We start from the raw sequence: 19,595 nt of genomic DNA, 5'->3' as shown, positions 1-19,595 counted from the left end.
GCGTACGGGAACTCCACCGGAACCACCAGGACCTTCGGCCACCCCCCGCACACCGCCTGGACGGCCCGCCTCACCAGGGACGCCGCCCTGCCCGACCACGGCTGCGGGTACGGCAGGCTCGCCGGCGAACTCGCCGCGCCGGGCTTCACCGACGTCGAGGGCGTGGACGTGGCGCCCGAACAGGTCGCCCGCGCCCGCGCCGAACAGCAGGCCGCCCGCTTCACGTGCCCGCCGACCCGCCGCGGATCGAACGCCCGGACGGCGCCTGCGACGCGGCCGTCCTGTTCGCCGTGCTCACCCGCGTCCCCGACGACGCGGCGCAGCGGGCCCTGGTCGCCGAACTGCACCGGGTGCTGCGCCCCGGCGGCCTGCTCCAGGCCGGCGACCACCCGCTCCGGCCGGACGAGCGCAGCCGGGAGCGCTACCGGCGGTTCGAGGCCCGCCACGGCCACGGGGTGTTCGAGACCGGCGACGGCGCGGTCTGCCGCCATCACACCCGGGAGGGGCCGGACGCGCTGTTCGCCGCCTTCGAGCCGGCCGGCGAACGCGAACCCGCGGTGCTCACCATGAACGGCCGTCCGGCGGTGGCGACCCGGTTGCCGCTCACCCGGAGGTAGCGCGACCGCCCCCGCCGATGGACGGGGGCGGGCGGATCGTGCGGGCCGCGCGCCGGAAAGATGGGGGCCACTCCCCCATGCCCCGACGGCCACCGCGGCGACAGGATCAGCAGCGAGGGCGGCGCCTTCGACGGCAGCGCGGCCCTCTCCCGGCATCGGAGGTGCGGTGGTGGCAGAGGTGGACGCCGTGCGCAGCACGCGCCTCGACGGGGGCGCAGGACCGGTTCAGGGCCCGGTCGCGGCGGCGGTCCCCTCGGCCACACCGTTCCCGCACACTCCGATGCCCGGCGACTTTGCCGCGCAGACTCCCCGCTCCCACCCCGGTCGGCTCCGGTCCCCCCGTGCCGGTGGCCCCCCGTGGTGGGAGCGGGGCCTCACCCCGGGCCGGCCCTTCCCGGCCGCCCGCCCGGACTGGGCCGCCTTCACCGAGGCCGCCGTCGCCGCCGCCCCGGTGCGCCCGGTGGTGCCGCGCGCCGCCTACCCCGGTCTGAGCGGCTTCGCGCTGGTCCTGCAGCCCTTCGCCGACCGCGCGCAGGTGCGGCTGCTGACCTCGCTCTCCCCCGCCGTGCGCGCCGCCGACCAACTGGGCCGGATCGACCTGGCCGCCCTGCGCGCCGAGTTCACCGCGCGGCTGACCGAACGGCTGGCCAGGACCGCCGCGCGCACCCTCGTCCTGGAGCTCCACACGGCCCGCGGCGCCGGGCGGCTGGCGGGCGGCACCCCGCAGGAACGGTTCCGCTCGTTCCTCGCGCTCACCGCCCGCCGGGAGGGCCTGGCGGCGCTGCTGCGCGACTACCCGGTGCTGGCCCGGCTGCTCGCCCGCGCCTGTCTGGACGCCGCCGACGCCCACGCCGAACTGCTCGACCGGTTCACCGCCGACCGGGCCCTGCTGGTCGCCGGGCTGCTGCGCGGCCGCGACCCCGGCGCGCTGATCGGCGTCTCCGGCACGGGCGACCGCCACCGGCGCGGGCGGGCCGTCTCCGTCCTGCACTTCGCCAACGGCGCCGCCGTCGTCCACCGGCCCCGGCCGCCCGCCGCGCACCGGCAGTTCAACGCGCTGCTCGGCTGGTACAGCGGGCGCCCCGGGGTGCCCCGGCTGCACGCGCTCGGCCTGCTCGACCGGGGCTCGCACGGCTGGACCGAGTACGCCGAGTCCCGCCCCTGCCTGACCCGCTACGACGTCGAGCGCTTCTACCGGCGCCAGGGCGCGCTGCTCGCCCTGCTGCACGTGCTGGACGGCACCGACCTGCACTTCGAGAACCTGGTCGCCTGCGGGGACCAGCCGGTGCTGGTGGACGTCGAGACGCTGTTCCACCCGCCGGCCGGCGGCCCCCTGCCCGCCGAGGACCCGGCCGCCCACGCGCTCGGCGAATCCGTCCACCGGGTCGGCCTGCTGCCGCAGTTGCTGATCGGCGACGACGGCGCGGTGGACGTCTCCGGCATCGGCGGCGGCTGTCCCGGACGGCGGCCGTCCCCCGTCGACGGCGTGGACTGGGCGGCGGCCGGCACCGACGAGATGCGCCTGGTGCGCCGCCCCCGCCCGTTCGGCGAGGCGCACAACCGGCCCCGGCTGGGCGGCGCGACCGTCGAACCCGCCGAGCACACCGAGGAACTGGTGGCCGGCTTCCGCGCCGGGTACGCCGCGCTCGCCGACGGCCGGGGTGAACTCGTCGGCCCGCGCGGCCTGCTGCGCTCCTTCGCGGACGCCGAGGTGCGGGTGGTGCCGCGCGCCACCCGCGTCTACGCCCGGCTGCTCGACGAGTCCACCCACCCGGACGTGCTGCGCGAGGCGGGCGCCCGGCAGGCCGTGCTCGACCTGCTGCGCACCGACGCGGTGGACGACCCCGGCCGTCCCGGGCTGGCCGACCACGAGGTCGCCGACCTGTGGAGCGGCGACGTCCCGCTGTTCACCGCCCGCCCCGGCTCGCGCGACCTGTGGACCTCCGACGGCCGCCGGCTGCCCGGCGAGCTGTTCGAGACGGGGCTGGCCCGGGCCGAGGCCAAGCTCGCCGCGCTCGGCGCCGTCGACCGCAAGGACCAGGAGTGGATCGTCCGCGCGGCCATGGCGGGCGCCGCCGGCACCCCCGCGCACCGGCCGGGCCGCCCGGTGCCGGAGAACGTCTGGGCCACCGCCCCCGAGCCCGAACAGCTGCTGGCCGCCGCCCGCGGCCTCGGCGACCAGCTGGTGGCGGCCGCCTACCAGGGCCGCTCGCGCACCAACTGGCTCGGGCTGGAACTGCTAGCCGACCGCTACTGGCGGGTGCGGCCGCTCGGCGCGGACCTCGCCGGCGGCTACACCGGCACCGCGCTGTTCCTCGCCCAGCTCGCCGCGCTCACCGGGACCGACCGCTACGCCGAGGTGGCCCGCCGGGCCGTCGCGCCCGTACCCGGGCTGTTCGACGCGCTGGCCGCCCACCCCGACCACCCGGCCGCCGTGGGCTCCGGCGCCTTCGCCGGACTCGGCGGCATCGCCTACGCGCTGGCCGAACTCGCCCGGCTGCTCGACGACCCGCTGGTCTCCGCGTGGATCGGCCCCGCGGTCGCGCTCACGGCGGCCGCCGCCGAACGCGAGGAGGACCCCGGCGTGCACAGCGGCACCGCCGGCGGGCTCGCCGCACTGCTCGCCGTGCACGCGGCGGGCACGGCGGGCCCGCTGACCGGGGACGCCGCGCTGGCCGCCGCCGCCCGCTGCGCCGGACGGCTCACCACCCGCCCCGGTCCCGCCGCGGCCGGGTTCGCGCACGGCTCGGCCGGGACCGGCTGGGCCCTGCTGCGCTTCGCCGAGGCCGTCGGCGAGCCCCCGGAGGGCCCGCACCACCGGGCCGGCCTGGCCGCCCTGCACGCCGCCACCGCCGTCCGCTCCCGCGAGGGTTCCTGGTGCCGGGGCCGGCCCGGCGTCGCGCTCGCCGTGGTGGACAGCCCGCTCGCGCTCGCCGACCGCGGCCTCGCCGACTGGGCCCAGCGCGCCGTGCGCAACACCGCCCGCGCCGCACCGCTCGGCGACCACAGCCTCTGCCACGGCGAGCTGGGCGTGCTCGAACTGCTCGGCCGGCACGGCCCCGCCGCCGGCCGCACCCCGTGGGTGCGCCGGGCGGGGGCGCTGCTGGCCGCCGTCGACCAGGACGGCCCGCGCTCGGGCACCCCCGACCACGTCCCCCACCCCGGGCTGCTCACCGGCCTGGCCGGGATCGGCCACGGACTGCTCCGCCTCGGCTTCCCCGACCGGGTGCCGCCCGCCCTGCTGCTGCGCCCGAGAGTGCCGGCGGCCTGCCGCTCCGCGCCCGCCGCGTTCGGCTGACCGCTCCCGGCCGCTCCTCACCCGGCCCGCGCGCCCCCACGCGTGTGCGCGCCCTCGTGCGCGCACACACGGCCCGCACCACCCGTCCCGGCCCTCCCTACCGAACCGGCGCCACCCCCGCGACGTCCTCCCCACCGGACGCCGGCACCATCCGGACCATCCACCGCGACCCGAACGGAGCTCCGAACCATGCACGACCACGATGAGCGGCTCACCCCGCCGCACTCCGCCGCCCGCCCCGGCGAGACGGCCGATCACCCGGCCGGCGAGATCCGCCTGCGCCCGGGGAGCGGCCTGGGCCTGCGTTCCCGCCTGCTGGCCGGCACCGGCGGCGCCATCCCGCCGATCGTCGAGTTCCCGACCATGACCACGCCCTTCTGAGCGACGCCCGTACCGCGGGTCGTCGCACCGCCCGCAGCACCGCTCCACCCCCGGCCCTGACCGGCCGGACCGTCCGCCGCCGAGGAACGGGCAGCCCCTCGGCGGCGGACCCGACGAACCGTCAACCCCCGCCCCGGCCCGGCCCCGGGCGGTCGCGGTCACTACAGGACCGCCCGCCCCAGGACGCCCCTGAGGGCAGAGCAGGTTTCGCAATCACGTCACCACCAGGCCGAAGCCCGGTGCACCGCGGCTTGCTCCGGTAGCCTGCGGCCATGCGGACCACGTCGTCGATCACCGTCGGCCGCGCCCCCGAGCTGGCGATGCTCGGCGACGCGCTGGCCACCGCCCGCCAACAGGGCGGCGGCGCGGTCTTCCTGCTCGGCGAGGCCGGCATCGGCAAGTCCCGGCTGGCCGGCGAATGCGCCTACCAGGCGTACGGGCTGGGCCTGCCGGTGCTGCGCGGGCGGGGCAGCTCGACCGGCACGGTGACGCCGTTCCGGCCGCTGATCGAGGCGCTCTCCTCCCGGTTCCGGGCCGCCGGACCACCCACCGACCCCGAACTCGCCCCCTACCGCCCGGCGCTGGCCCGGCTGATCCCGGAGTGGCGGGAGAACGCGGCCGGCCCCGGCGCCTACCCGGAGACCGTCGTCGAACTCGCCGAGGCGCTGCTGCGGCTGCTCGCGGTGCTCGGCCGCGACCAGGGCTGCGTGCTGCTCCTGGAGGACCTGCACGACACCGACGCGGAGACAGTCGCCGTCCTGGAGTACCTGGTCGACAACCTGAGCGGGCTGCCGGTGCTGCTGCTCGCCACGCTGCGCGCCGAACCGGGCCCCGCCCTGGACCTGGTGCGCGCCGCCGAACGCCGCCGCGCCGCCACCGTCACCGAACTGCGGCCGCTGCCGCCCGCCGAGGTGGCCGTGCTGGCCGCCGCGATCCTGGAGGGCGAGCGCGCCGACCTGCCGGCCGCGCTGGTCGAGCACCTCACCGAACGCGGCGACGGCTGCCCCTACCTGGTCGAGGAGTTGCTCGCCGACCTGCTGGACTCCGGTGCGCTGCACCGGGCCGAGGACGGCCGCTGGGCGCTCGCCGACGGCTCGCGCCCCGGAGTGCCCAGCACCATCGTCCGCAGCTGGGGCCGGCGGATCGACCAGCTCGACCCGCAGGTGCGGGACCTGCTGCTGACGGCGGCCACCCTCGGCAGCCGCTTCTCGGTCACCACCGTGCAGCTGATCACCGGCTACGACGACCGCACCCTGTTCAGCCATCTGCGCTCGGCCTCCGAGGCCAATGTGATCGTGCCGGACGGCGCCGCCCCCGACCGCTACGCCTTCCGGCACGCGCTCACCGCCGACGCGGTGACGGCCGCCCTGGCCCCCGCCGAACGCGCCGCGCTGGCCCGCCGGGCGGCCCACGCCATCCTCCGCACCGATCCCGAACTCGCCGAGGAACGCCGCCAGTTGGTCGCCTCACTGCTGCTGGCCGGCGGCGACCGGGCGGGTGCGGCGGTGCATTTCGCGGAGGCCGGCCGGCGGGTGCTGGCGGCGGGCGCGGCGGGGTCCGCGGTGGTGCTGCTGGAGCGCGCGCACGAACTCGCCGGGGACGCCGAACGGGCCGGCATCACCGAGCGGCTGCTGCCCGCGCTGGCCGAGTCCGGGCAGCTGGACCGGGCCTTCGAACTGGTCCGCACCCTGCCGCCGGTGCCGCCCGCCCCGGCCGCACCCGCCGCGCCGGGCGTCGGCGCCGTCCCCGCCGTCGAGCGCCGGATCGAACTGCACACCCGGCTCGCCTGGGCGGCGGTGATGGCCGAGCGCGGCGCCGACGCGGTCGCCCAGGTGGCCGCCGTGCGCGCGCTCACCGCCGGGCGCCCGCGCCCCGAGCAGGACGCCGCGCTGGCCGTCGTCGAGGGCCACCTCGCGCTGCTGCCGGACCACGCGCCACCGGCCCCGGACAGCGCCCCTGACGGCGCGGCGGACGGAGCGGCGGACGGTGCCCAGGGCCGTTCCCCGGGCTGCACCGCGGTGGCCGGCGCCCGCCTCGCCGAGGCCGAGCGCCGCGCCCGCCGGGCCGCCGAGGTGGCCGAGCGCTCCGGCCTGCCGGTGGTCGCCTGCCAGGCCTGGCAACTGCTCGCCCTGCTCGCCCGCGAACGCGGCTTCGACGCCGCCGACGCCTGCCTGGAGCGGATGCTGGCCGTCGCCGAGGCGAACGCCCTGCCGGTCTGGCGGGTCGAGGCGATGCTGCGGCTGGGCGCCAACGCCTTCATGCGCACCGGTGACGGCACCCGCCTGGAGCGCGCCCGGGAGGCCGCCGCCGGGCTGGGCGCGATCGTGCTGACCCAGACCCTCGACGGCCTGCTCGCGATGAACGCGGTGATGCGCGGCGAGTGGCAGACCGCCCGCAGCACCGTCGACCGCTGCCTCGACGCCACCGCCCGGCTGCACAACCTCGCCGCCCACCGCTATCTGCTGCTCTCCTCCGCCACCCTCGCCGCCCACCTCGGCCGCACCCGGGAGATGGAGCGCGAACTGGCCCGCTTCCGGCAGGCCGGCGGCGAGGAGTCCTTCCTGACGCCGCTGCGCTACGGGCTCTGCCGGGCGGTCGGCGCGCTGCTCGCCGAGGACCGCGCCGCGGCCCGGGCCGAACTGGACGCGGGCCTGGCCTGGGAGGAGGAGCACCCCAGCGTGTTCTACCTGGCCGGCCGGCACGGCCTGCACCCGCTGCTGGCGGTAATCGAGGGCCGCTGGGGCCGCGCCGAACTCGACCGGGCCGCCGCCGCGCCCGCCGCCGAACTGGCCTGGAACCGCCAGTTCCTGCGCTTCGCCGACGCGGTGGTGCTGGGCCGCGACGGCCACCCCGAGCGGGCCGCCCGCGCCTTCGCCGAGGCCGGCCCGGCCGCCGCGGACTTCCCGCTCGCGCACCACCTGGCACTGCGGCTCACGGCCGAAGCCGCGCTCACCGACGGCTGGGGCGAGCCGGTGGCCTGGCTGCGCACCGCCGAGGAGTACTTCCACCAGTTGGAGGTCCAGCCGGTGGCCGCCGCCTGCCGCACCCTGCTGCGGCGGGCGGGCGCGAGCGTCGCCCAGCACCGCGGCGGCCGCGACGCCGTCCCGGCGGGCCTGCGCACCTGCGGGGTGACGGTCCGCGAGTACGAGGTGCTGGTGCTGCTCGCCGACCGCCCGGGCAACCAGGAACTGGCCCGCAAGCTGTCCATCTCCCCGCGCACGGTGGAGAAGCACCTGGCGAACCTGCTCGCCAAGACCGGCCGCCCCGACCGCGCCGCCCTCTGCGCCCTCGCCACCGACCTCTGCACCACCCCCTGAGCCGCCCACCCGCCACCGACGGGCCGAGGGCGTGTCCGACCATTCGCGTCGGCTCAGCGTGCGGCGTCCGGGTGCGTGCATCGCAAGGCGGAGGTGGAGGCACCTCCCGGCCGCCAGGCCGGGCGCCGTCGGCGGCCGACGACAACGCGGCGAGGTGCGTGCCCTCGCGTCGCGCGCCCGGCGGAAGTTGCTCAGACGCGCCCTACGGCTCCAGCCGGACGATCTCGCCGATCTCCAGCGCCGCGTACACCGCGCCGTCCGGGGTGACGGTGATGCCGTGCGGTTCGGCGCCCTCGACCGGGAGCGGGTAGCCGGTGTAGCCGCCGTCGGGGGCGAGGGAGCCGATCCGGCCGGCCGCCCACTCGGTGAACCAGAGCCGGCCGTCGGGCCCGGCCGCGACGGCATGCGGGCGGGCGGCGCGGTCCGGCAGCGGATGCTCCGTCACCTCGCCGTCCACGCCGATCCGGCCGACCTGGCCGGCGCCGATCTCGACGAACCAGAGCGCCTCGCCGCCGCGGGCGATGCCGACCGGCGCGGCGCCCCCGGTGGGCAGCGGGTGCAGGGTGATGTCGCCGTCGACGGTGATCCGCCCGATCGCGTGGGCCTGGTTGAGGGTGAACCAGAGGGCGCCGTCCGGTCCGGCCGTGATCATCGACGGGAAGCCGCCGGTGACCGGAAGCGGGTACTCGCTCACCTCGCCGTCCACGGTGATCCGCCCGATCCGGTCGGCGTTCAGCTGGGTGAACCAGAGCGCGCCGTCGGGGTCCGCCGCGATCCCGTACGGCCCGCAGTCCCCGGTGGGCAGGGCGTGGCAGCGGGCCTCGCCGTCGACGGTGATCCGGCCGATCCGGTGGTCGCGCATCCGGGTGAACCAGAGCGCGCCGTCGGGGCCGGCTGTGATCACCGAGGGCCCGCAGCCGGGCGCGCCGAGCCCGTACCGGGTGACGGTCCCGTCGGCCGCCAGCCGTCCGACCTCCCCGGCGTGCACCAGGGTGAACCAGAGCGCCCCGTCCGGCCCCGCGGTGATCCCGTACGGCCCGGCCGCCCCGTCAGCCACCACGATCCGTTCCATCGTCATATCCTGTCCCGCCCTTCTCCGCCGCCCCTCCGGCAATCACCGGCCGCACCCGGAGCACTCTCCCCCACCGGCCCCGCACGGGCAACCGACATCCGGGACGACGCGTTGTCGGTGGGGTCGTCTAGCGTCCTGGGCATGGGTGTCTATCTGGTGAGCGTCGAGGCCGACGACTGGCTCGACGACGAGGAGGGGTTCGGGCCGGTCGCCCGGGCGGTCGACACGGCGCTGGCGGAACGCGGGCTGCCGCCGTTCGTCTGTCCGCCGGTGACGGAGTTCCGGGCCGGGTCGGGGCGGCACTTCGAGGAGAAGCTGTACCGCCCGATCTCCGGCTTCGAGCGGTTCTGCAGCGAGTTGGCCGACGGCACGGTGGACGCGCTGCTCGGCTGGGACGTGCTGCTGCCCGTGGAACTGGAGGCGCCGCTGGTGCTGCCGGTGGAGTGCAGCTACAACGATGTGACGGCGGTCTGGGACGCGCCGCGGGTGCTGGCCGCCGCCCGGCGGGTGGCCGAACTGCTCGCGCTGCCGCCCGGGATACCCGAGCACTGCGACAACCTGGAGATCGGCATCTGGTTCGACCGGCGCGCGGAGGCCGCGGCGGCCTCCTCCCCGGGCCGGTGGACGGAGGACCTGGACGTCGCCTTCCACGCGGCGCTCTTCCTGCGCGCCGCCGAGTACTCCCTGCGGAGCGGCCGTCCGCTCGCCTACTCCTGAGCCGCCTTCGCCGGCGCCCCGGCCTCGGCCCCGCCGCCGTTGCCGCCGTTGCGGCGCCGGCGGCCGGGGTCGCCGCGCAGCACGGAGACGACCCCGAGCCCGGCGGCGCAGACCGGCACGGCCAGCAGGGCGCCGATGATGCCGGCGATCCCGGAGCCGGCCACCACGGCGACCATGATGGTGGCCGGGTGGAGTTCGACCGTCCGGCTCTGGATCAGCGGCTGGAGGATGTTGCCCTCGACGACCTGCACGGCGACCACCACGCCGAGCGCCCAGAGCGCCGTGCCCAGGCCGCCGTCGGCGAGGGCGACCAGGACGGCGACGGTGCCGGAGAGGAAGGCGCCGACGAACGGGATGTAGGCGCCCATGAACACCAGCGCGCCGAGGCCCGGCGCGCCGGGGACGCTGAGCACGAGCAGGCCGACGGTGATGAAGAAGGCGTCGATCAGGGCGATCAGGGTGGTGCCGCGCATGAAGCCGGCCATCGCCTCGAAGGCCCGCTCGCCGCAGGCCACCACCGTCTCGGCGGTGCGGTCGGGCAGGTAGGAGCGGATGGCGTCGCCGGTGCGGTGGCCGTCGCGCAGGAAGAAGAAGACGAGGGCGAGCGCGAGCACCGCGCCGGTGGCGATCTGGGTGGCGAGGCCGAGCCCGGAGAGCACGCTGTCGGTGAGCGTCGTGACGAGGGTGTTGGTCTCGCCCTGGGCGTTGTCCAGCACGTGCCGGATCTTCTCGCCGAAGGGGCCTAGCCATTCGGCGAGGCGGTCACCGGCCTCCTGGAGCGCCGAGGCGATCTGCGGGGCGCTGTGCACCAGGGAGTTGACCAGCAGGGCGAGGACCAGGCCGACGGCGGCCACCAGCACGGCGCAGGTGAGCCCGGCGGCGATGGAGCGGCTGACGCCGCGTCGGACCATCCACGGCATCACGGGCTGGAGCAGCGAGGTGCCGAGCAGGGCCAGGATCACCGGGACGGTGGCGGCCCGCAGTTCGACCAGGGCGAAGACGATGAGCGAGGCGACGGTGATCAGCAGCACGAGCGCGGCGGACCAGGCGGCGGCGGCCCTGACCGGGGCGGGCAGCATCAGGTAGGGGCGCCGGTGGTCGGCGGGTCGCCGTTCGGGCGGAGTCTGCCCCGGCATCCGTTCCTCCGTCCGGTCGATCGGTCCAGGTCTGCCCCATCTCAGCAGATGATCCGATCATATGCCTGCTTTGTTCCCATTCGGCGCGCCCGCCCCGCGGTCACGGCACCACCGGGGCGGGCGCGCCGCCGTTCACTCGTGGGCCTGGAACAGCCATGCCTGCCGCTGGTCCTGAACCTCCAGCGGCCGCAGCGCGGTGCGCTGCGGGAAGATGTCCAGCACGCTCAGGTCCAGCGCCAGCTCCTGGCCCTCGACCGGGCCCCCGGGCAGCACGACATGGAAGGAGAACCGCTCGGCGGCCTGGTACAGCGCCCATTCGAACGCCTCGGCGGTGCCCCGGACCTGCTGGTTCACCTCCGGCGGACCGTCCAGGCCGACGTAGGAGCCGTGCCGCAGGTTCCTGATGACGACGTTCCCGTTGTCGCGGCCGGTCACCTCCCACTCCTGCTCCCCGGGCTCGCCGGTCGGGGGCAGGACCACCACGAACTCCCCCGGGGTCTGAAGGGTGAGCAGTTGCTCGTCGGGCTTGGCGATCGCATAGACGCCATCGTTCACAGGGGCCACGGCCGGCTCCACTTCGCTAGGGTGGGTCCGATTCAAGCCACCCGGGCCGGTTCGGGCGCAGAGCACCGCCGTCGGGCCACTCCAACGAGTCACGGCGCCCGCACATCCGTCCGGGCGCCGAACGCGCTAGCCAGCCTCCTCGAAGCGGACCTCGCCCTCGCCGCCCGCGAAGGCGAGCACCCGTTCGGCCTCGGCCAGCGCGGCCCGCCGGTCGGCCCGGCCGAGCGGCGCGAACGGGCGCACCGTCACGGACCATGCCCCGGCGCCCGCCTCGGCCAGCTGCCAGCTCCCGGCGACCAGGCCGTCCACCAGCAGGCTGCCGAGCACGATGCCGTTCTGGGTCATCACCCGCGGCCGGTACTCCTCCGGCAGCACCCGGGTGCGGTCGGCGTGCGAGAGCAGCAGGTTGTCGAACGGCGCGACCAGCCGGACCGGCGCCGGGGTGTCCGGGTCGGGCCGGGGCGCGTCGGGCAGGTCGTACAGCAGGCGGCCCTGCTCGTCGCGGAAGGTGACCAGCCCCGGGGCGAGCCGCTTCAGCACCGGGGCGAGCCGACTGAGACCGCACCACTTCTGCAGGTCGGCGGCGGTGGCCGGGCCGAAGGCGGCGAGGTAGCGCAGCGCGAGGCCGTCGGGCGGGGGCACCGGGTCCAGCGGCCGGCCCAGCCAGGCCTCGGCGGTGGTGTGCGCGGCGGGGCCGCCGCGCCCCCACAGGCCGCGCGGCGGGACCTGCACCAGCGGCAGCACGCAGCGCGCCGCCTGGGCGAGCGCGGCCGGGTCGCGGTCCGGGCGGGTGGCGGCCAGTTCGGCGCCCAGCCGCTGGAAGGTGAGCGGCTCCGCCTCGACCAGGACGCGGGCCTCGGCGGCGAGCGCGTCGAGGTCGAGGCCGGCCAGCCGCTTGCCGTAGGTGGTGCGCAACTGCTGGTCCAGCAGCGGCTGCACCAGGGGGCGCAGGCCCAGGCAGTCCTCGGCGGTGACCAGGTGGATGGTGCCGCGCTGGAGGGCGATCCGCACCACCCGACGGGTCTCGATCAGCCCGGTGAGCGCGTCGGGGGTGAAGCCGTCGAGCCGGGCGAGCAGGCCGAGGTAGGGCGGCTGCGGGGCGGCCTGGGCCTGGAGGCCGCCGAGGTGCCCGATCATCGCGGCCGGGGTGAGGCCGGCGCGCTCCAGCAGGTGCTGACGGGCCAGCAGCGCGCGGCCGAGCGCCCGTGGGCCCAGGACCCCGCCGTCCTCCCCCGGCGGGCGTCCGGTCACCGGCGGCCGTCCAGGACGGCGCGCAGCAGGGCGATCCGGTTGCTGGTGATCGAGTCGACGCCGGCCTCGTGCAGCTTGCGCATGGTGCGGCGCAGGTCAGCGGTCCAGGTGGAGACGGCCAGGCCTGCCTGGTGGGCGGCGGCGGTGAAGGCGGGGGTGGCCAGGCCGAACGGCGGGTTGACGTAGCGCGGGCGCAGGTCGTCGAGCAGGGCGCGCACGGGCAGCCGGGGCTGCTTCCAGGTGAGCGCGATCTCGGCGTCGGGGCTGAGGGCGCGCACGGCGAGCATGGCGGCGGTGGGGCCGCAGAAGGCGACCCGCTGCTCGGCGCCCAGGCCGGTGACGACCTCCCAGGTGGCGGCGGCCGGGCCGGCGTCGTCGAGGTCGATGAGCAGCCTGGCGCCGGGCGCGGCGGCGGCGGTGGCCTTGAGCGCCTCGGCGAGGGTGGGGACGCGGTGGCGGCCGTCGTCGAAGGCGTCGAGCTGCTCGGCGGTGAGCCGGGAGAGCGGGCGCGGGTCGCCCCAGAGGCGTTCCAGGGTGGCGTCGTGCAGCAGGACCGGGACCCGGTCGCGGGTCAGCCGGACGTCCACCTCGACGGCGTCGGCACCGGCGGCGAACGCGGACTCGACGGAGGGCAGGGTGTTCTCGCGGTGGCGGTACGGGTCGCCGCGGTGGGCGACGGCGAGGACGGGGCGGCGGGCGGCGGACGCGGTCATCGGTCCGTTCATCAGTCCGTTCATCGGTCCGTTCATCGGTCCGTTCATCGGGTCGTCGGAGCGGCGGTGTTCGCGGGCGGCCGGGGTCAGCGGAGCTTCCCGGCCAGCCACGGGGTCAGGGTGTACAGGGTGACGGCCTCACGGTAGCTCCGCTCGCCCGGCACGGTGACGATCATGGTGCAGGAGGGCGGGAAGACCCGCTGCTTGAGGTGGACCAGGCCGGTCCACACCGAGTTCAGGAAGGCCGGGACGCTGTCGCGCGGCACGTCGAAGGCGATCAGGTCGACGGTGACCACGGCGTCGTCGTGGACGAAGAGGCGGACGGTGACCTCGGGGACGCCGGCGATCTCGATCAGCGCCTCGTGGGGTATCGCGGCCAGTTCGTCCGTACCGCCGCCGTCGGCGCCGACCAGGCCGGCGAAGGTCTGGTCGCGGCCGATGTCGTGGCCTGTCCGCACCGGGCGGCCGTGCCGGGCGGCCATCGCCTCGACGGCGAGGACGGCGGCCTGGGTGGACGGCAGCGGGTCGTGGGGCATCGGCGATCCTCTCGTCGGCGCTCGATCACCGGGCGCTCGATCACTCGGCGCCCGGTGCGTCGGCGCTCAGCGTCGTTCGATCATCACATTGGTGGACTTGATGACGGCCGTGGCGGGTGCCCCGGGCACCAGTTCCAGCTCCTCCGCCGACTCCCGGCTGATCAGCGAGACCACCCGGAACGGCCCGGCCTGGATCTCCACCTGGGCGGCGACGTCGCCGAGCACGACGTCGGTGACGATGCCCGGGAAGCGGTTGCGGGCCGAGGAGGGACGGCCCTCGGCGGCGGCGGTCTCGGGGCGGGCCAGTTCGCGCGCGAAGGCGGCCAGCTCGGCGCCGGCGATGATCCGGTGGCCGTGCTCGTCGCGCTCGGCGGCGATCCGGCCGGCGTCCACCCAGCGCCGCATGGTGTCGGCGCTCACGCCGAGCAGCGCCGCGGCCTCGCCGATGCGGTAGGGGTTGGCCGGTGCCCCGGGCTGGCCCATGGTTGCGACTCCTGACGGTGGTGCGGACGATCGGCCGGGGTACGTCGGGCCTTGGCTCGCCCCCGCCCGGTCCCGGCCCCGCGGCCCATCCTGCCGTACCGGCCGGCCCGGCCGGAGCGCAGGCCCCAGGGTCCGTCCTCGAACCCCCGTCGTCCGCCCGCAGGGCGGGCCCGGCGGCGTCCGGATGCGTGCATCGCAAGGCGGAGGTGGGGGCACCTCCCGATCGAAGGGCGGGGGCGGAGTCCATGCGGTGGGGGCACCTCCCGGCCGCCAGGCCGGGGGCCATCGGCGACCGACGACAACACGGCGAGGTGCGCGCCCTGGGGCACCTCCCGGCCGAAGGGCGGGGCGCGTCGCCCGGCAGGCGGGGGTCCCTAGGGTTCGCCGAAGAGGTCCCGGCGGACGGCGTCGCCCGCGGTGAGCACGGCGCCGCCGAGCACCGCGCCGCCGCCCGCCTCGCCGGGGCGGACCTCGGTGCGCAGCGGGGAGAGCGCGACGAGCCGCTGTTCGACCCGGCTGGCGAGTTCGGCGCCGCCCGCCCGGCCGATCTCCCCGCCGAGGACGACGCAGCCGGGGTCGAGGACGACGCAGACCGCGGAGACGCCGAGGGCGATCCGCTCGGCGAGCTCGTCCAGGAACGGCCCGCCGGGCCGCCCCTCCCCGAGGGCGTCCAGGGCGGCGCGGACGGCGGCCTCGGCGGCCGGGGCGTCGTCGGCCGGGCCGGCGGGCAGGCCGTGGGCGCGGGCCAGCGCGCAGACGGCGGCGCTGCCGGCCAGGCTGTGGAAGCCGCCCTCGCAACTGGTCGCGGAGGGCGGGCTGACGGTGCCGGGGACGGGCAGGAAGCAGATCTCGCCGGTGCCGCCGCGGGCGCCGCGGCGCAGCCTGCCGTCCAGGACGACGGCGGCGCCGACGCTGTGGCCGAGCCAGACCAGCACGAAGTCGTCGCGGCCCCGGGCGGCGCCGATCCGGTGCTCGGCGCGCCCGGCGAGGTTGACCTCGTTCTCCAGGATCACGTCGGTGCCGGGCAGTTCGTGCAGGGCGGAGAGGAGTGCGGCGTGCCAGGAGGGCAGTTCGCCGGTGGACTGGAGCCGGCCGGTGGCGGGGTCGACCAGGCCGGGGGCGCCGACGGCGACGGTGTGCAGGTGCTCGACGCCGGCCCGGCGGGCGGTGTCGAGCAGGGTGTGGACGATCCGGCCGGCGGCGGCGCGGTGGGCGGCGGCGTCCTCGCCGGGCTCGGCGACGGCGATCTCGGCGGCGCCCAGGGTCTGCCCGGCGAGGTCGGCGACGACCAGGGTGACGCCGCCCGAGCGGACGTCGATCGCGCCGAGGTGGGCGCGGGAGGCGACCAGGGCGTAGAGCCGGGCGTTGGGGCCGCGCCGCTGTTCGCCGCGTTCGCCGACGACGGCGACCAGGCCGGTCCGCTGCAGCCGGTCGAGCAGGTCGGCGACCGTGGGCCTGGAGAGGCCGGTGAGGTCGCGAAGCTCGGTCGCGGTGAGTGGTCCCTGGTCGAGCAGCAGGTTGAGCGCCAACCGGTCGTTGATCGCCCGGGCGGTGCTCGGCGTGGCCGTACGCACGGTGGTCATGGCCGGACATCCTTCCAGAGTGTTTCTATCAGGGTCCCTTCCTGATAATTTATCGAACCGTCGCCGCACTGCCACGTCGACGGGTACCACGCACCCACCACACCACCCCCAGAGCACCGCCGCGCCGCGCGCGACGGGGAGGGAAGAGCCGATGACCACCAGCCTGACCGCAGCAGGACCCCCCTTCGGCGGCACGGGCGCCGCCCGCCGCGCGAGGGTCGCGATCTCCCTCACCTTCGCGGTGCACGGCGCCGTCGGCGGCACCTTCGTCAGCCGGATCCCGTGGATCAAGGACCACCTCCACCTCTCCGCGGGCCAGCTCGGCCTGGCCCTGGTGATGCCGGCGATCGGCTCCTCCCTCGCGATGCCGCTGGCCGGCCGGGTCGTGCACCGCTACGGCGGGCGGGCGTCGATCGCCGGACTGCTGTCGCTCTGCTGCCTGGGCCTGGCCCTGCCCGTGCTCGCCCCCTCGCTGCCGGTGCTCTGCCTGTTCCTGCTGGCCTACGGCGCGATCGCGGGCATGTCGGACGTGGCGATGAACGCCCAGGGCGTGGAGATCGAGCAGCGGCTCGGCCGCTCGATCATGTCCGGCCTGCACGGCATGTGGAGCGCGGGCGGGCTGGTGGCCGCCGGCCTCGGCATCCTGGCCGCCCACCAGGACTTCGACCCCCGGGTGCAGGTCGGCGTCACCGCCCTCGTGCTGCTCGCCCTCACCCAGCCGGTCTGCGGCGCACTGCCGGACCTGCGCGCCCCCGAGCACGCCGAGGCGCCGCCGCGGTTCGCGCTGCCGCCGCGCAGTTCGCTGGTGATCGGACTGGTCGGCTTCTGCGCGGTGTTCGCCGAGGGTGCCTCGATGGACTGGAGCGGCGTCTACCTGCGCGACGTCACCGGCGCCTCGCCCACCGCGGCGGCGGCCGCCTACACCGCGTTCTCGCTCACCATGGCGGTCAGCCGACTGGCCGGCGACGCGGCGATCCGCCGACTGGGCGCCGTCCGGGCCGCCCGGCTGAGCGGCGCGATCGCCACCACCGGCGGGCTGCTGGTGGTCGTGGCCGACCGCCCGGCGCTCGCCATCCCCGGGTTCGCGCTGATCGGGGTCGGCGTCGCCGTGGTGGTCCCGCTGGCCTTCGCCGCGGCCGGCCGGATCGGCAGCAACCCCAGCCAGGCCATCGCCGGCGTCGCCACCGTCACCTACACCTCGGGGCTGGTCGCCCCCGCGATCGTCGGCGGCCTCGCCCAGGCCACCTCGCTCACCGTCTCCTTCGGTGTGGTCACCGCGCTCGCCGCGGCCCTGCTGCTGAGCGCCGGCGCTCTGCGCCGGGCCGAGCCGGACCGCACCGACCCCGGGAATGTGACCACTTCGGAATCGAATAGGTCTTTCGAAAAAAATACCCCTGCGATATGATGGGAAATTCCTCGGGGAATTCTCGCTAGCATTCCGGACCGCCGGGCGCGCACACCGCGTGCCCGGCGGTTCCGCTGTCGCGAAGGATTTCCCGTGTGCTACGAGGCCGATGCCGCCCCGCCCGTCTTCACTCCCGCCACCCACGCCCTCGCCGAGGCCGCCGACCTCACCCTGACCTCGGCCGACGGCACCATGTTCGGCGCCTTCCTGGCCCGCCCGGAGCACCCCGCCGGGCCCGGCGTGCTCGTCCTTCCGGACAACAAGGGCCTTTCCGCCTTCTATCGGCAGACCGCCGTCCGGCTCGCCGGACAGGGATTCCCGGCCCTCGCCCTCGACTATTACGGCCGCACCGCCGGCGCCGATCCGGAGGACCGCGCACCGGAATTCGGCGAGCTGCCGAACCTGTTGCCGCACCTGCTCGCCCTCACTCCCGAGGGCCTGGACGCCGACCTCACTTCCGGCATCCGCCGGCTGCGCGCGCTCGGCTCCGCCGAGGTGGTCGCGCTCGGCTTCTGCTTCGGCGGACGGCAGGCCTTCCGCGCCGCCGCGCCGCGCTTCGGCCTGGCCGGAGCGGCCGGCTTCTACGGCTACCCCGACACCCTCAACGGCACCCCCGGGCCGACCCAGCTGGCCGCCGGCCTCACCGCGCCGATCCTCGCCTTCTGGGGCGGCGCCGACGAGCACATCCCGCCGAGCGCCGTCGCCGCCTTCGACGCCGCGCTCACCGAAGCGGGATGTGAACACGAGTTCATGACTTTTCCGCAGGCTCCGCACAACTATTTCGAACTCACGGCGGTCCAACACCGCGAAGCCGCAAGGGAGTCGTGGCTCCGACTCCTCGGCTTCCTGTCCGAGCGCACCACCCGTCGCACCTCAGGAGGACACCCGTGACCACCACCACTCCCGCCCGAAGACGACGTCTCGGCGCCGCCCTCGGCGCACTCGTCGCCGCGACGGCGGCCGTCCTGACGGCGCCCGGCACGGCCCATGCCGGGTACGTCATCGCCTACACGCCCGCCTTCGAACTCCGCAACGCCGCCACGGGCAAGTGCCTGGAGGTCGCCGACTGGCGCACCGACGTCGGCGCCCCCGTCCGGCAGTGGACCTGCACCGGCGGCGCCAACCAGCAGTGGAAGGCCAGCAACAGCGGCTTCGTGGTCAACCAGCACAGCCAGCTGTGCCTGGACGTCCCCGGCGGCGACAGGACCTGGGGCACCCAGCCGATCCAGTACACCTGCAGCACCAGGCTGGACGAAAACCAGCGGTGGCGGGTGCCCGGCGCCAGCAGGCCCTCGACCGGCCCCATGACCAGCTTCCTCGGGACGGTCCTCGACGTGTACGGCTTCGACCCCTCCGACGGCGCTCCGGTCGTCACCTGGGGCGCCAACGGCGGCGACAACCAGATCTGGACCGGGCCCGTCCCCCTGGTCTCCCTCCCCCCCTTCTGACCGTGCCTCCCGGTGCCGGGACGCCCGCCGTCCCGGCACCGGGCTCCGAGCGCCCACGAGGAGTCCGATGTCCATCCGCCCCGCCGCCACGCTGTTCGCCCTCACCGCCGGACTCGCGCTCGCCGCGCCGTCGGCGCAGGCCCGCACCACCGGCCCCGCCCCGGTCTCCCCGCCCTTCAGCATCACCAACCTCGGCTCCGAGAAGTGCCTGGAGGTCGCCGACTGGCGCACCGACGACGGCGCCCCTGTCCGCCAGTGGACCTGCCACGGCGGCGACAACCAGCGGTGGTACTGGACCGCCGACCGCGCCCTGGTGAACGTCCACAGCGGGACGTGCCTGGACGTCCCCGGATACAGCACCGAGCCCGGCACCCGGCCCGTGGTGTGGCCCTGCAACCGCGGCACCAACCAGCAGTGGACCGAGCAGCCGATGCACTCCGGGAGCCGCCGCTACGCCAACGTGCACAGCGGGCTCGTCCTCGACGTCGCCTTCGGCAGCACTGCCGACGGCGCGCCCGTCATTCAGTGGAACCCGATCGAGACGCCCGTCGCCTACAACCAGATCTGGTTCCCCTCGGACTTCACCCCGGGCCCGGCCTCCTGATCCCCCGTTCCCGGCCCGGCCACCGCACACGAGCGCACCCACCGATCCCGAAGGAGGACCCATGAGCACACCCCGCCGCACCACCGCCGCCCGCCTCGGCGCCGCCACCGCGGCGCCAGGGTCGTCCAGTGGGCCTGGAACGGCGGAGACAACCAGAAGTGGTACTGGACCGACGCCCACGAGCTGGTCGGCGTCGGAAGCGGCAAGTGCCTGGACATCCCCTTCGGCAGCACCGAGGAGGGGGTGCAGGCCATCATCTGGCCGTGCCACGGCGGCGACAACCAGAAGTGGACCACCGAACTGGTGCACCACGCCGGGCTGTACACCCTGGCCAACGTCAACAGCGGGCTCGTGCTGGACGTCCGCGGCAAGGACCCGACGCCCGGCACCCCGGTGATCCAGTGGCACGCGAACCACGGGTTCAACCAGTGGTGGCAGTACTCCTCCAGGCCGGCCGGCCTCTAGCGACC

General features: G+C 76.3%; 17 protein-coding genes and 1 pseudogene. 10 read left to right on the top strand and 8 right to left on the bottom strand.

Features of this window, described 5'->3' with window-relative positions:
- Window positions 1–224 precede the first annotated feature (224 nt).
- The 4 genes from ACFZBX_RS29215 (at window position 225) to ACFZBX_RS29200 (ending at window position 7,613) form a co-directional block, all read left to right on the top strand.
- Entirely contained in the window at window positions 225–617 is a 393-nt protein-coding gene (locus ACFZBX_RS29215; protein ID WP_391536805.1) for a class I SAM-dependent methyltransferase, read from the top strand.
- 280 nt (window positions 618–897) lie between these two features.
- Window positions 898–3,915 (top strand): type 2 lanthipeptide synthetase LanM family protein, encoded by a 3,018-nt coding sequence (locus ACFZBX_RS29210; RefSeq protein ID WP_391536803.1) that lies wholly within the window; start codon window positions 898–900, stop codon window positions 3,913–3,915.
- A gap of 189 nt (window positions 3,916–4,104) precedes the next feature.
- The gene (locus tag ACFZBX_RS29205) at window positions 4,105–4,296 is read left to right on the top strand and encodes a hypothetical protein (RefSeq protein ID WP_391536802.1); all 192 of its coding nucleotides are present in this window, start codon (window positions 4,105–4,107) and stop codon (window positions 4,294–4,296) included.
- Window positions 4,297–4,568: 272 nt separating this feature from the next.
- Complete coding sequence (locus tag ACFZBX_RS29200) at window positions 4,569–7,613, top strand: AAA family ATPase (RefSeq protein WP_391536801.1); 3,045 nt, start codon at window positions 4,569–4,571, stop codon at window positions 7,611–7,613.
- A gap of 202 nt (window positions 7,614–7,815) precedes the next feature.
- Here ACFZBX_RS29200 and ACFZBX_RS29195 read toward each other — a convergent pair whose 3' ends face one another.
- Window positions 7,816–8,691, bottom strand: a complete 876-nt coding sequence (locus tag ACFZBX_RS29195) for a virginiamycin B lyase (RefSeq protein ID WP_391536800.1) — start codon at window positions 8,689–8,691, stop codon at window positions 7,816–7,818.
- Window positions 8,692–8,826: 135 nt separating this feature from the next.
- Here ACFZBX_RS29195 and ACFZBX_RS29190 point away from each other — a divergent pair, with 135 nt between their 5' ends.
- Entirely contained in the window at window positions 8,827–9,402 is a 576-nt protein-coding gene (locus ACFZBX_RS29190; protein WP_391536799.1) for a hypothetical protein, read from the top strand.
- On the opposite strand, the gene ACFZBX_RS29185 is transcribed toward ACFZBX_RS29190, so the two are convergent.
- The 7 genes from ACFZBX_RS29185 to ACFZBX_RS29155 all read right to left on the bottom strand — a co-directional run bounded on the left by ACFZBX_RS29185 (window position 9,393) and on the right by ACFZBX_RS29155 (window position 15,668).
- Window positions 9,393–10,538 (bottom strand): AI-2E family transporter, encoded by a 1,146-nt coding sequence (locus ACFZBX_RS29185; protein ID WP_391536798.1) that lies wholly within the window; start codon window positions 10,536–10,538, stop codon window positions 9,393–9,395. The two genes, ACFZBX_RS29190 and ACFZBX_RS29185, sit on opposite strands and share 10 nt — an antisense overlap.
- Before the next feature lie 132 nt (window positions 10,539–10,670).
- Window positions 10,671–11,102: a hypothetical protein gene (locus tag ACFZBX_RS29180; protein ID WP_391536797.1), complete on the bottom strand. Its 432-nt coding sequence runs from the start codon at window positions 11,100–11,102 to the stop codon at window positions 10,671–10,673.
- A 126-nt stretch (window positions 11,103–11,228) separates the two neighbouring features.
- Window positions 11,229–12,353, bottom strand: coding sequence for a winged helix DNA-binding domain-containing protein (locus tag ACFZBX_RS29175; protein WP_391536796.1), 1,125 nt, complete (start codon window positions 12,351–12,353; stop codon window positions 11,229–11,231).
- Window positions 12,350–13,177, bottom strand: coding sequence for a glycerophosphodiester phosphodiesterase (locus ACFZBX_RS29170; RefSeq protein WP_391536795.1), 828 nt, complete (start codon window positions 13,175–13,177; stop codon window positions 12,350–12,352). Before ACFZBX_RS29170 ends, ACFZBX_RS29175 begins: the two co-directional genes overlap by 4 nt.
- The gene (locus tag ACFZBX_RS29165) at window positions 13,153–13,602 is read right to left on the bottom strand and encodes a hypothetical protein (RefSeq protein WP_391536794.1); all 450 of its coding nucleotides are present in this window, start codon (window positions 13,600–13,602) and stop codon (window positions 13,153–13,155) included. The genes ACFZBX_RS29170 and ACFZBX_RS29165 overlap by 25 nt, the downstream gene beginning before the upstream one ends.
- 66 nt (window positions 13,603–13,668) lie before the next feature.
- Entirely contained in the window at window positions 13,669–14,085 is a 417-nt protein-coding gene (locus ACFZBX_RS29160) for a molybdopterin-binding protein (RefSeq protein WP_391536793.1), read from the bottom strand.
- A 374-nt stretch (window positions 14,086–14,459) separates the two neighbouring features.
- The gene (locus ACFZBX_RS29155) at window positions 14,460–15,668 is read right to left on the bottom strand and encodes an ROK family transcriptional regulator (protein WP_391536792.1); all 1,209 of its coding nucleotides are present in this window, start codon (window positions 15,666–15,668) and stop codon (window positions 14,460–14,462) included.
- Between the two features lie 151 nt (window positions 15,669–15,819).
- Between ACFZBX_RS29155 and ACFZBX_RS29150 the strand changes: the two genes are divergently transcribed.
- The 5 genes and pseudogenes from ACFZBX_RS29150 to ACFZBX_RS29130 form a co-directional block, all read left to right on the top strand.
- Complete coding sequence (locus tag ACFZBX_RS29150; protein ID WP_391536791.1) at window positions 15,820–17,073, top strand: MFS transporter; 1,254 nt, start codon at window positions 15,820–15,822, stop codon at window positions 17,071–17,073.
- A 93-nt stretch (window positions 17,074–17,166) separates the two neighbouring features.
- Window positions 17,167–17,964 (top strand): dienelactone hydrolase family protein, encoded by a 798-nt coding sequence (locus ACFZBX_RS29145; protein WP_391536790.1) that lies wholly within the window; start codon window positions 17,167–17,169, stop codon window positions 17,962–17,964.
- Window positions 17,961–18,521: an RICIN domain-containing protein gene (locus ACFZBX_RS29140; RefSeq protein ID WP_391536788.1), complete on the top strand. Its 561-nt coding sequence runs from the start codon at window positions 17,961–17,963 to the stop codon at window positions 18,519–18,521. The genes ACFZBX_RS29145 and ACFZBX_RS29140 overlap by 4 nt, the downstream gene beginning before the upstream one ends.
- Before the next feature lie 67 nt (window positions 18,522–18,588).
- On the top strand, window positions 18,589–19,125 hold the full coding sequence (locus ACFZBX_RS29135) for an RICIN domain-containing protein (protein ID WP_391536787.1): 537 nt from the start codon (window positions 18,589–18,591) through the stop codon (window positions 19,123–19,125).
- Between the two features lie 114 nt (window positions 19,126–19,239).
- Window positions 19,240–19,590: pseudogene (locus ACFZBX_RS29130) on the top strand (RICIN domain-containing protein); the annotation flags it as partial.
- Between the last annotated feature and the right edge of the window lie 5 nt (window positions 19,591–19,595).

This window comes from Kitasatospora sp. NPDC008115 (assembly GCF_042957205.1).
GTDB lineage: Bacteria > Actinomycetota > Actinomycetes > Streptomycetales > Streptomycetaceae > Kitasatospora.
Note: the sequence above shows the minus strand (reverse complement) of the source record. Positions and strands in the feature narration are given on the sequence as shown.

Excerpts from the sequence above, each read along its gene's own strand:
- ACFZBX_RS29210 (WP_391536803.1), top strand. The coding sequence starts at position 898 with ATGCCCGGCGACTTTGCCGCGCAGACTCCCCGCTCCCACCCCGGTCGG.
- ACFZBX_RS29205 (WP_391536802.1), top strand. The coding sequence starts at position 4,105 with ATGCACGACCACGATGAGCGGCTCACCCCGCCGCACTCCGCCGCCCGC.
- ACFZBX_RS29200 (WP_391536801.1), top strand. The coding sequence starts at position 4,569 with ATGCGGACCACGTCGTCGATCACCGTCGGCCGCGCCCCCGAGCTGGCG.
- ACFZBX_RS29195 (WP_391536800.1), bottom strand. The coding sequence starts at position 8,691 with ATGACGATGGAACGGATCGTGGTGGCTGACGGGGCGGCCGGGCCGTAC.
- ACFZBX_RS29190 (WP_391536799.1), top strand. The coding sequence starts at position 8,827 with ATGGGTGTCTATCTGGTGAGCGTCGAGGCCGACGACTGGCTCGACGAC.
- ACFZBX_RS29185 (WP_391536798.1), bottom strand. The coding sequence starts at position 10,538 with ATGCCGGGGCAGACTCCGCCCGAACGGCGACCCGCCGACCACCGGCGC.
- ACFZBX_RS29165 (WP_391536794.1), bottom strand. The coding sequence starts at position 13,602 with ATGCCCCACGACCCGCTGCCGTCCACCCAGGCCGCCGTCCTCGCCGTC.
- ACFZBX_RS29160 (WP_391536793.1), bottom strand. The coding sequence starts at position 14,085 with ATGGGCCAGCCCGGGGCACCGGCCAACCCCTACCGCATCGGCGAGGCC.
- ACFZBX_RS29155 (WP_391536792.1), bottom strand. The coding sequence starts at position 15,668 with ATGACCACCGTGCGTACGGCCACGCCGAGCACCGCCCGGGCGATCAAC.
- ACFZBX_RS29150 (WP_391536791.1), top strand. The coding sequence starts at position 15,820 with ATGACCACCAGCCTGACCGCAGCAGGACCCCCCTTCGGCGGCACGGGC.
- ACFZBX_RS29135 (WP_391536787.1), top strand. The coding sequence starts at position 18,589 with ATGTCCATCCGCCCCGCCGCCACGCTGTTCGCCCTCACCGCCGGACTC.